The 12,213-nt window shown below is 66.1% G+C and carries 5 protein-coding genes and 1 pseudogene; 4 read left to right on the forward strand and 2 right to left on the reverse strand.

The window, feature by feature from the left end; genetic code table 11:
- Positions 1-154: 154 nt before the first annotated feature.
- Both IEX50_RS17640 and IEX50_RS04240 read right to left on the reverse strand, forming a co-directional pair.
- On the reverse strand, positions 155-5,554 hold the full coding sequence (locus IEX50_RS17640) for a DUF8508 domain-containing protein (protein ID WP_157175505.1): 5,400 nt from the start codon (positions 5,552-5,554) through the stop codon (positions 155-157).
- Positions 5,555-5,835: 281 nt separating this feature from the next.
- Positions 5,836-6,957, reverse strand: coding sequence for a calcium-binding protein (locus tag IEX50_RS04240; RefSeq protein ID WP_184075167.1), 1,122 nt, complete (start codon positions 6,955-6,957; stop codon positions 5,836-5,838).
- A 422-nt stretch (positions 6,958-7,379) separates the two neighbouring features.
- Between IEX50_RS04240 and IEX50_RS04245 the strand changes: the two are divergent.
- From IEX50_RS04245 to kdpB, 4 genes and pseudogenes are all read left to right on the forward strand, one after another.
- Positions 7,380-8,233: pseudogene (locus tag IEX50_RS04245) on the forward strand (TorF family putative porin).
- A 108-nt stretch (positions 8,234-8,341) separates the two neighbouring features.
- On the forward strand, positions 8,342-8,431 hold the full coding sequence (kdpF, locus tag IEX50_RS04250) for a K(+)-transporting ATPase subunit F (protein ID WP_157175503.1): 90 nt from the start codon (positions 8,342-8,344) through the stop codon (positions 8,429-8,431).
- 13 nt (positions 8,432-8,444) lie between these two features.
- Entirely contained in the window at positions 8,445-10,148 is a 1,704-nt protein-coding gene (kdpA, locus tag IEX50_RS04255) for a potassium-transporting ATPase subunit KdpA (RefSeq protein WP_157175502.1), read from the forward strand.
- A 13-nt stretch (positions 10,149-10,161) separates the two neighbouring features.
- Positions 10,162-12,210 carry a potassium-transporting ATPase subunit KdpB gene (kdpB, locus tag IEX50_RS04260; RefSeq protein ID WP_157175501.1) on the forward strand — a complete coding sequence of 683 codons (2,049 nt, stop codon included), beginning with the start codon at positions 10,162-10,164 and terminating at the stop codon, positions 12,208-12,210.
- Positions 12,211-12,213: the final 3 nt, after the last annotated feature.

Here is a 12,213-nt window from a genome sequence, read left to right on the forward strand (position 1 = left end):
CGGGTTCGGAAAGCATAACGCTGTTCTACACGCCGCAGGAAGTGCCAATAACGAAACAGGACAGCGACCGGCTGTTCCACCGATCACCATCCCGCCCGAACCCTGCCACCGCGGTGGGGATATCCCCACCCCGGTGGCCCTTAGCGCTTCGACATCACCCGAAGACGATGTCGCTCTGCACGATCGCATTCTCGCCGGTAAAGGCGATCCGCATGTCGAACACATCATCTCCGCCGAGGTCCACGTTCAGGAAGGTCATGCCGTCGCTGTTGGTGATTTCGAACACCGACTGTGTGTTGGCAACGCCAGTCAGGTCGACGGTGTCGAACCCGGACTGGAAATCGCCGACGATGTCGTACGCCGCGACCGTGGAGTCGGACGCGATGACGAAGCGGAAGCTGTCCGCCCCGGCCCCGCCGAACAGGATGTCGCTGCCCACGCCGCCCTGCAGGATGTCCAACCCGTCGTCCCCGGACAGCGTATCGTCGTCACGACCGCCGTACAGCGTGTCGTTGCCGAGGCCGCCGAGCAGGCGATCGGCATCCTGGTTGCCGTACAACATGTCGTTGCCCTCGCCGCCGGTCAGCGTGTCGATGCCGAACCCGCCGGTCAGCATGTCGTCGCCGGCCAGCCCCGACAGCATGTTCGCGCCGCCGTCACCGGTCAGCATGTCGCCGTAGATGCTGCCGATCAGGCCCTCGAACCCGACCAGCGTATCGCTGCCGATGCCGGTGCTCTGCGCCCCATTCTGCAGCAGCAAGGAGACGGTGACACCCTGCGTGGCGTTGGCATAGACCGCGCTGTCGATCCCGTCCCCACCGGTCAGCGTGTTGGTGCCACGGCCGCCTTCCAGCATGTCGTCGCCCGTGCCGCCGGTCAGCGTGTCGTCGCCCTGGCCGCCGAACAGCATGTCGGCCCCGTCGCCACCGTCGATCGTGTCGGCATCCTGGTTGCCGTACAGCACGTCGTCGCCAGCACCACCGACGATCGTGTCGGCACCCAGCCCGCCATCGATGCGGTTGGCGAACTGGTCACCTGTCATCGTATCGGCGAAGTTGCTGCCCAGCAGGTTCTCGATCGACACCAGCGTATCGCTGCCCGCGCCGCCGGTATCCTGCGTGCCGACGACGCGGAGGTCGACCGTCACGGCGCCCGTTGCATTGAAGTAGGACGCGGTATCGGTGCCATCGCCACCGTCGATGACATCGTCACCGCGGCCGCCTTCGAGTGTGTCGTCGCCTTCGCCGGCCGACAGGTTGTCATTGTCCTGACCGCCGTACAGCGTGTCGTTACCGGCCCCACCGGCCAGGACGTCGGCGCCCTGGTTGCCGTACAGCGTGTCGTTGCCTTCGCCGCCCGACAGGTTGTCGTTCCCGGCGAGGCCGGTTAGCGTGTCGTTGCCCGCCAGACCCTGCAACGTGTCGTTGCCGGTCGTCCCGGTCAGCTGATCGTCGCCCGACGTGCCGGGCACGCGCGGAATGGCCAGCACGGCCACGACCTGGTCATGGTCGGTCGCACGACCCACCGAGTCCGGCTGCTCCGCGTTGTAATGGACGACATCGAATGCCGCGCCGTCCGCCAAGCCGCCGGTGACCAGGATGTTGTCGAACGCCTGCACATTGCCTTCGAACAGGTACGAGTAACGCTCTTCGGTCGGCAGCGTATCGTACAGGTTGGTCAGGACCCCGCCGGCGGTTAGCGCCTGCTGGCCGTCCTCGTAATAATAGCCGTTGAAGTCGCCCAGCACCGCGATGTTGAGCGCGGGGTTCGCCGCGAGCAGACCGTCGACATAGGTCCTCAGCTGCGTGTTCTGCGCGGTACGGGCACCGTCACCGGCCTGTGCCGGCGGCTGCGTGTCGCCGAACAGCGCGTCCGAACCGCCGCGCGACGTGAAGTGGACGTTGATCGCCGTCACGGTCTGACCGTTGAACGAGAAGTCCGCAGCCAGCGGCGAGCGCGTGCCCGCATAGGCCGACCCCGGCACTGCAACCGCGCTGTCGGCGATGTAGCTGACCCGGTCGGTGTTGTAGAGGAAGCCGTTGCGGATGTTGCCGCCAGGCTCGCCACCGGTCGAATTCGCCGTCGTCGGCGCAACTTCGACATAGGCGTAAATGCCACCGCCCGCCGTCGCGATCGCATCGATCAGCAGCTGCGCCGTCGCCGCACCCGACAGGTCGGATCCGTTACCGGCACCGTCGGCATCCTGGATTTCCTGCAGGCCGATGATGTCCGGTGCCTGCAGCGCATAGACGATCTCCTCGGCGATCAGCGTGAACTTCTCGGCGCCGTCGGTCGGGTCGAGATTTTCGACGTTGAAGCTGGCGATCGACACATGGTCGGCGCTGCCGACCAGTTCGGTCGTCTCGCGCTCGGGCAGCGCCACGTCGTTCTCGACGGTCACTGCCTCGGTGACGAGCACTTCATAGGTCGAGAAGGCATAGTTCATGATGCCGGTGACGCTGCCGAGCTGGTCGCCCTGTGTGTGAGCGGGTGCGTATCCGGCGAACAGGTCGCTGTCGGCGTCGATCTGGAGACGCTCGGGGTTGTCGTCGCCTTCCGACAGAGTGATGCCGCCGCGCTCGTTCAGCCCGGTCGCGCCCTCGCCGTTCGATGCCACGACGAAGGTCTCGCCGAACTCGTTGGTCGCCGCGACGACCTGCGGACGGTCGACCGTCACGCGCATGCCTTCCATGCTCTCGTAGAAATCGATCCCGTCCAGGTCCGGATCGAACGAGGTCAGATTGTCGTCGTCGATCACCTCCGAAGGCGCAAGGCGGCCGCCGATGCCGATCAGCACCGCCTCGGGCAGGTCGTTGCCCTGCGACACGACCTCGATCGTGGTCGGCGTCGTGATCTCGGTCACGCTCAGCGAGCCCGCGCCCGCGACATATTCCGACACCGTGCCGGTGACGTTCAGCAGGTCGCCGATCGCGACGGTCGGCCGCGTGCTGGTGAACACCAGCACCGCGTCCGAGGTATCGTTGTCGCCATCGCCGGTCGCGGTCTGAATGTAGAAGCCGTTATTGTCGACCGCAGTCACGATACCGCTCGTCGTGATGACCTGGCCGACATATTCCGACCGGTGGCCCGCGCCCTGGATGTCGTAGATTTCCAGGTTCAGCGGGTCGTCGTTGACGATCGTGCCGACTGCATTGTCGTCCGAGATGCTGATGTTGCCGACCGGATTGGTCAGCTGCACGGTCAGCGTCTCGTTCAGTTCGCCGATCACGTCGCCGTTCACGTCGATCACGATCCGCTGCGACGACACGCCCTCGGCAAAGCTCACCGTCCCGGTCAGTGCGGTGTTGGCGCCGATGTCGTTCCCGTCGATCCCTCCGGCGGTCAGGTTGATCGCGTAGTCGACCGAAGCTGCTGTTGCGCCACCGCCCGCGCGGGTCACGGTGAACACCAGCTGCGACGTGCCGCTATTGCCCTCGATCACGCTCGTGTCGCCAATCCGTACGACGCCCGGTGCATTGGCGGACAGGAAGTTCTGGCCCGTGTTGATCGCGCCGAACGTGTTCTGTTGCGCACCCACCCAGGTGAAGTCGCTCGCATTCGCGCCGTCGCCAGTCAGTTGCAACGAGAAACCGTCCGCGACGCCTTCCTCGGCAACGCCGATGTCGGTGCTGGTCAGGCCCGCCGCGGCACCGCCGGTTGCGGTCACAACGCCTTCGTAGGACAGGAACTGAACCACCTGCGCGCCCGGTGCGACCAACGCGATCGCGTCCGGCGACCCATTCTGGATGCCGGCGACCGCAAAAGACAACGTGCCGTAGCCGTCGTCCTGATCGGCGATCACGCCGCTCAGCTGCTGCGTCGCATACACGCCGCCGCCGTTGCCGTTATAGAACACCAGCGACCAGCCGGTCAGGTCGGTGCCCGCGACACCCGCGACCTCGACAGCCTCGCCCGCGTCGGTGCCGGCGTCGTCATAATGGATTTCGTTGATGAACACGCCGGGCGTGTCGTCGTTGCGGATCGTGCCGACCGCACTGGCGTCGGTCAGCGTCACGCCGACCGGGTCGCTCAGCGTCACGCCGAACGTTTCTTCGCCTTCGAAGCGAACATCGCCGGCAACCTGCACGACGATCGTCGCGGTCGTGGCGCCGTCCGCGAAGTCGACGGTGCCGGTCAGCGCCTGCGTCGCCAGATCGTCGGCCGCCGCGGTCCCGTTCAGCTCGATCGTATAGTTCGCCGAGCCGGCACCGGCGCTGCCGCCGTCGCGCGTGACGGTGAAGGTCAGCGCGGTGCTGCCGTTCGCCCCTTCGAAGGCCGCCGCGTCGGCGATCGACAGCGTGCCGGCCGCGCCCGCGACGTCGTCGTTGGCGATCGTACCGGTCGCGCTGCCGTCCGCGATCGTCGCGCCGACGGTCGAGGTGGTCAGCGTCACGCCGAACGTCTCGTCGCCCTCGACCAGCACGTCGCCGTTCAGCAGGACGGTGACGGTTTGGCTGGTCTGGCCGTCCGCGAACACCACGGTACCGCCGGTCGCATCCAAATCGGCCGCGTCCGCGGTGCCGTTCAGGTCGATGGCATAGGCCAGCTCGACCGCGCCTGTGCTGCTGTCGGTACGCGTGACCGTGAAGGTCAGCTGCGTCGTGCCGGCATCGCCCTCGGCCACCGCGGCGTCCGCGATCGCGAAGGTGCCGACCGACGGCGCGGCGTCGTCGTTGACGATCGTGCCGGTTGCGGTCGCATCGCTGATCGTGCCGATGCTGGCGTTCGACAGCGTGACGGTGAACGTCTCGTCCTGCTCGAACACAGTATCGCCGTTCGCCGCGACCGTGATCCGCGCCTCAGTCTGGCCGTCCGCGAACGTCACCTGACCGGTCAGCGCGCCGGACAGGTCGTCCGCGCCCGCCGTCCCGGTGGCGACGGTGTAGGTCAGCGTCGCCGCCCCCGTGCTGCCGCCGGTGCGCTGCACGACGAATTCGATGGCGGTCGTGCCGGCAGTGCCCTCTGCCGCCTGAACGTCGCCGATCGCGAAGCTGCCCGCCTCACCCGCGGCCGTCACTGTGAACCCGGCGGGATAGGTCACGCCGGCCGTGTCGTTCTGCGTCCAGAGCATCTCGTCGGCGATGTTCGCCAGGATCTCCGCACGCGTGCCGCCGAGCGGTCCGGTATAGGCGGCATTGTCGGCGCCGAACGCCAGCGCGGTTTCGCCAAACGTCAGGCCGGTCGGGACGGCGGAGGTGTTCGTATTGGTCGCGTCGGCAGCATAATTCGTGTTGCCGTCCGCGAAATCGACGGCGTACAAGAACGTCGGCTCGGCCGCTGTCCCGATGTAGGCAAGAACTTGATCGCCCGAAACCGACGGATTTAACGACCCCGTGAGGTCGGAAACGGTCACGACAGTCCCGATCGCGGTACCGGCCGGCACGACATACGTCAAAACACCCTCGCCCGTGCGAAAGGCATTGGTCGCTCGCCAGCCATTGTCGGTGAAGTTGATCGTCTGCCCGGACAGGTCCGCCAGGATCACGAACGAGAAGGATTTGACCCCCGTATCCGCACCAAAACCAACGATCGCGATATCACCGACTTGCGCCATGCCCAGTTTTCCTCACCTGCGCCGGACCCTGAAATATTGGACGCACGAAGGCGGCATGCCTCCGTGCGTCCTGTCCGGTCCGAACTATGGTGAATACCCCTGTCAGCGCCGTGCAACAGTTTCATGACAACGCAGTAATGTCGGGGGGAGATGGTGAATCCCGAAATGGGGCACTTTTCAGTGGGTTGAGACAGGCACCGGCGGGCAGCGATGCCTGTCTCGACCAGGGGTTCAGATCGAACCCGTCCTGGCCGCGACCGAGACGGGTTCGAGCGGAGCGATTACCCCCAGAACACGTCGCTGGTGACGACGGAATCGACTCCCGCCACCATGATCTCCATGTCGGCGACACCGTCGCCCAGCAGATCGACCGAGATCAGGCTATTCCCGCCGATATTCTCGATCGACAGCGTATCGAAAGCGCTCATGCGCAGCACCGACAGATCGATCCGGTCGCTGCCGCTGACGAAGTCCAGGATCATGTCGCCGGCGCCGACCTCGGAGTCCCCCGCCAGAACGAACCGGAAATTGTCGGAACCAAGACCCCCGGTCATCACGTCGGCGCCCAGCCCGCCCTGCATCAGGTCGTTGCCGCCGCCCCCGTCCAGCGTGTCTTCCGACTGACCGCCGAACAGCGAGTCAGTGCCTTCGCCGCCGGACAGGGTGTCACGGCCGACATTGCCGTACACCGTGTCGTTCCCATCGCCGCCGAACAGCGCGTCGATGCCGTCGCCGCCGTTCAGCGTATCGTTACCACCGGCCCCGAACAGCAGGTCGTTGCCGGCCTGACCGAACAGATTGTCCGCGCCATCACCGCCGTCCAGCCGGTTGTCGTTGCGGTCGCCACTCAGCGTGTCGGCGAACATAGTGCCGACCAGGTTCTCGAACCCGACAAGCAGGTCGGAGCCGGCCGCGCCGGTGTTCTGGAACTGACCCTGCAGTTCCAGGCTGACCACCACGCCGCTGCCGACATTGGCCGTTGAATAGCCTGCGGTATCGCCGCTGCCGTCGATCAGGCCCAGCACACCGCCACCGTCGAGCGTATCGTTGCCGAGGCCACCCTCGATCGTATCGGACCCAAGCCCGCCGCTGATGATGTCGTCGTCCTGCCCACCGAACAACAGGTCCGATCCGGTGCCGCCGTCGAGGAAATCGTTGCCGACATTCCCGTACAGCGTGTCGTTACCGCTGCCGCCGTTGATCGTGTCGTTGCCGCCGTTGCCGACGATGCGGTCGTTGCCGCCCAGCCCGGAGATCAGTTCGCCGTTGGCGCCGCCGGTCAGGATGTCGTTACCTTCGGTGCCGAAGATCGGCAGCGTGATGAGGGCCGCTTCCGCCACGGGGGCGACGGCAGATATGTTCGAGTTCAGGCTGATGCCAAATTGGGAACGCGTTACTTTCACAACCATCTCTCCTGCTTCCGGGCACGCCAGTTCTGCCGCGCCAACAGATGTATAATTCGGACAAATCATCTTAACGAAGTCAACAAAAGCGCCGTCTGTATATTGGCTCTGACATTATACGTTGGTCTCTTTTACGTAGCTAATATTTTGTTAACTGAGTCTCATAAGTCGATCATATCGCGGATTGATTTCGATCAAGCATGCCAGCGGCGTTATCATTTCTGCAAGGCCGACTGGTGCCAGGGACGCAAGGCATGTTCGATGCCGCCAAACAGATCGGAAAAGCGGCAACATTCGCGATTCATATGCATTCGCTATGCGGCGCACGGGAATCGATCTCGATTTGCAACGCGGTCCCCCCCTAATTGCCCGTCCCTGAGGCGCCGTGAATGGTCTGCGGTCGCCATCGGCAGGGGCCAAGCATGACGTTTTCCAAATCGCTTATCGCCGTCGCATTCATCACCATTCCCGCCATCGCGCAGGCCCAGTCCGGCGAGCCGGTCGCCGCGATCCCGTCCATCGTCGTCACCGGTTCCGCGGGCCTCGTCTCCGACTACCGGTTCCACGGCGTGTCGCAGTCCGACCGCGACATGGCGGTCCAGGCCGGCCTGACCATCACGCACCAAAGCGGGCTCTACGTCGGCACCTGGGGTCCAACCTCGCCGGCTGGGGCACGTTCGGTGGCGCGAACATGGAACTCGACTTGATCGGCGGCTACAAGGGGAAGCTCGCCGAAAACGCGACGCTCGACGTCGGCCTGACCTGGTACATGTACCCCGGCGGCGCGGACGAAACCGACTTCGCCGAACCCTATGCCAAGCTGACCGGCACCGCCGGCCCCGCCACGCTGACCGCCGGCGCCGCCTATGCACCCAAGCAGCAGGCGATCGGCAAATGGTACGCCACGGGCTCGGACGCAGCGGCGGGCGTCTACACCAGCCCCGGCGACAAGGACGACAATCTGTACCTGTGGGGCGACGGCGCGGTCGCGGTCACCGGCACGCCGATCACCGCAAAGGCGCATGTCGGCCATAGCTGGGGCCAGAACGGCCTAGGCCCGAACGCCACCGCGGTCGCCCCGACCGGCGAGTACTGGGATTGGTCGCTCGGCGCCGACGCGACCTACCGGAACCTGACCTTCAACGTCTCCTACGTCGACACCGATATCGGGGCGTCGGAGTCCCGCTACCTGCGGCCCAGCTTCAGCAAGGGTCAGGACGGCACCGGCTCGATCGCCGGCGGCACCGTGCTAGTCTCGCTGACCGCCGCCTTCTGAGGAGATCGACCGATGGACGACCTGCTGTGGATCCTCGTCATGGTCGGGCTGGTGGCGGCGACGCTCGCCTACGCCCGGCTGTGCGACAATGCGTGAGGCAATGACGCGATGACACTCGACCTCTGGCTGGCGGCGCTGACCGCGCTCGGCCTGCTGTTTTACCTGGTGGCGGTCCTGATCCGCCCCGAACGCTTCTGAAGGAGGCGGCATCATGACATTCCAGGGCTGGATCCTGATCCTCGGCTTCGTCGCCATCCTGCTTGCGCTGACCAGACCGGTCGGTGCGTGGCTGTTCGCCTTGTACGAGGGGCGTCGCACGCCGCTCCACCTCATCCTCGGCCCCGTCGAGCGCGGCTTCTACAAACTGTCCGGCATCGATCCGCAGGCCGAACAGGGCTGGCGGCGCTACGCGCTCCACATGCTGCTGTTCAACGTGACGCTCATGGCGTTCACCTACGCGGTGCTGCGCCTGCAGGGCGTGCTGCCCGGCAACCCGCAGGGGCTGGCAGGGCTCTCCCCCCACCTCGCGTTCAACACCGCGGTCAGCTTCACCACCAACACCAACTGGCAGAGCTATGGCGGCGAATCGACGATGTCGAACCTCAGCCAGATGCTCGGCTTGACGATCCACAACTTCCTCAGCGCCGCGACGGGCATCGCGCTGGCGTTCGCGCTGTTCCGCGGGTTCGCGCGGCGCGAGTCCGCCTCGATCGGCAATTTCTGGGCCGACATGACGCGCGTCACGCTCTACGTCCTGCTGCCGATCTCGGTCGTCTACGCGATCTTCCTCATCGCCAGCGGTGTGCCGCAGACGATGGCGGGCGTCGTGGACGTCCAGACGCTGGAGGGCGCGCGGCAGTCGATCCTGCTCGGCCCCGTCGCCAGCCAGGAAGCGATCAAGATGCTCGGCACCAACGGTGGCGGCTTCTTCAACGCCAACTCCGCCCACCCGTTCGAAAACCCGACAGCGCTCACCAACCTGGTCCAGATGCTGTCGATCTTCGTCCTCGGCTTCGGCCTGACCTGGACGTTCGGCAAGGCGGTCGGCAACACCCGTCAGGGCTGGGCCATCCTGTCCGCGATGATCATCCTGTTCCTCGCCGGTGTGTTCGTCACCTACTCGCAGGAAGCGGCCGGCAACCCGGTCCTCCACCACCTCGGCGTCGCGGGCAGCAACATGGAGGGCAAGGAAGTCCGGTTCGGGCCTGCTGCCTCCGCGCTGTTCGCGGTCGTCACCACCGCGGCCTCCTGCGGCGCGGTCAACGCGATGCACGACAGCTTCACCGCACTTGGCGGCATGATCCCGCTGTTCAACATCCAGCTGGGCGAGGTCGTGATCGGCGGCGTCGGCGCGGGCATCTACGGCTTCCTGCTCTTCGCCATCCTGGCGGTGTTCGTCGCCGGGCTCATGGTCGGCCGCACCCCGGAATATGTGGGCAAGAAGATCGAGAGCCGCGAGGTAAAGCTCGCCGTGCTGGCCATCGCGGTCCTGCCGCTGATGATCCTCGGCCTGACATCGCTGTCCGCCGTCCTGCAGGCCGGTCTTGCGGGGCCGCTCAACAAGGGGCCGCACGGCTTTTCGGAGATCCTCTACGCCTTCACCAGCGCGGTCGGGAACAACGGCTCGGCGTTCGCGGGTCTCACCGCCAACACGCCTTACTATAACGGCCTGCTGGGCATCGCGATGTGGTTCGGGCGCTTCTTCGTCATCGTGCCGATGCTCGCCATCGCGGGGAGTCTCGCGGCCAAGCGGCATGTTCCGGAAAGCGCGGGTTCGTTCCCGACCACCGGCGGCCTGTGGGTGGGCCTGCTCGTCGGGATCATCCTGATCCTGGGCGGCCTCACCTTCCTGCCGAGCCTCGCGCTCGGTCCCATCGCCGATCATCTTGCGATGATCCGCGGCACTCTGTCCTGACGGGGGCGCCATCATGGCCCACACGACACAAAGATCGCAGTCCAAGAGCCTGTTCACCGCGGACCTCATGGTGCCGGCGATCAAGGCGTCCTTCACCAAACTCGCCCCCGCGCAGCTGATCCGCAACCCGGTGATGTTCGTCACCGCCACGGTTGCGGCGCTGATGACCGTCCTGCTCGTCGTCGGGCATGACGGGCTCACCACCGGGTTCAAGCTGCAACTCGTCATCTGGCTCTGGCTGACCGTGCTGTTCGGCACGTTCGCGGAGGCATTGGCGGAGGGTCGTGGCAAGGCGCAGGCCGCCTCGCTGCGCGCCACCAAGGCGGATCTGATCGCCAAGCGACTGAAGGGCACCGGCCGCGATTATGACGACGTGGCCGCAAGCGCGCTGAAGGTCGGCGACGTGGTGCTGGTCGAAACGAACGACCTGATCCCTTCGGACGGCGAGGTCGTGTCCGGCGTCGCCTCCGTCAACGAGGCCGCCATCACCGGCGAAAGCGCGCCCGTGATCCGCGAGGCGGGCGGCGACCGCTCCGCCGTCACCGCCGGCACGCGCGTCATCTCCGACGAGATCCGCGTCAAGGTGACCGTCGAACCCGGCAAGGGCTTCCTCGACCGCATGATCGCGCTGGTCGAAGGCGCCGAGCGTCAGAAGACCCCCAACGAGATCGCACTCACGCTGCTCCTCGTCGGGCTGACCATCATCTTCCTGATCGCGGTTGCCACCATCCCGGGCTTCGCCATCTATGCCGGCGGCTCGATCCCGGTCGCGATCCTGGCCGCTTTGCTCATCACGCTGATCCCGACCACGATCGCGGCGTTGCTGTCGGCGATCGGCATCGCCGGCATGGACCGTCTCGTCCGCTTCAACGTGCTCGCCAAATCCGGCCGCGCGGTCGAGGCCGCAGGCGACATCGACGTCCTGCTGCTCGACAAGACCGGCACGATCACGATCGGCGACCGTCAGGCGAGCGAATTCCGCGCCGTCGGCGGCACCAGCGATGCGGAGATGGCGGAAGCCGCGCTGATCGCCAGTTTGGCCGACGAGACGCCGGAAGGCCGCTCGATCGTCGTGCTGGCGCGCGAGACGTTCGGCATCCGCACGACCGAACTGCCCGAGGGGGCCGAGGTCATCCCGTTCACCGCGCAGACCCGCATTTCCGGCGTCCGCACCGGCACGATGCTGCTCCAGAAGGGTGCGGTGGAGTCGATCCTGAAGGCCAATCCCGGCGTCGGCCAGACCGCGGCCGCGACCGAACTGCGCCGCATCACGGACGAGATCGCCCGCGCCGGCGGCACGCCGCTGGCGGTCGCGAAGGACGGTCGCCTGCTCGGCGCGATCTTCCTGAAGGACGTCGTGAAGGCCGGCATCCGCGAACGGTTCGGCGAACTGCGCGCGATGGGCATCCGCACGGTGATGATCACCGGCGACAACCCGCTCACCGCCGCCGCCATCGCGGCCGAGGCCAGCGTTGACGATTTCCTGGCGCAGGCGAGCCCGGAGGACAAGCTGGCGCTGATCCGCAAGGAACAGGCTGGCGGCAAGCTTGTCGCGATGTGCGGCGACGGCACCAACGATGCGCCCGCGCTGGCCCAGGCCGACGTCGGCGTCGCGATGAACACCGGCACGCAGGCCGCGCGCGAGGCGGGCAACATGGTCGATCTCGACAGCGATCCGACCAAGCTGATCGAGGTCGTCGGCCTCGGCAAGCAGCTGCTCATGACGCGTGGCGCGCTCACCACATTCTCGGTCGCCAACGACGTCGCGAAATATTTCGCGATCATCCCGGCGATGTTCGTGGTGCTCTATCCGGGGCTCGGCGTGCTGAACGTGATGCGGCTGGGCTCGCCCGAAAGCGCGATCCTGTCGGCGATCATCTTCAACGCGATCATCATCCCGATGCTCGTGCCGCTCGCCCTGCGCGGCGTGAAGTACACCCCGATGGGCGCCGGCCCGCTGCTCGCCCGCAACCTCGCAATCTACGGGCTCGGCGGTCTCGTCGCCCCGTTCGTCGGCATCAAGGTCATCGACCTGCTCGTCGGCACCCTCGGCCTCGCATAAGGA

The sequence above is a fragment of the Sphingomonas prati genome (genome assembly GCF_014643515.1).
GTDB classification, from domain to species: Bacteria; Pseudomonadota; Alphaproteobacteria; order Sphingomonadales; family Sphingomonadaceae; genus Sphingomonas_R; species Sphingomonas_R prati.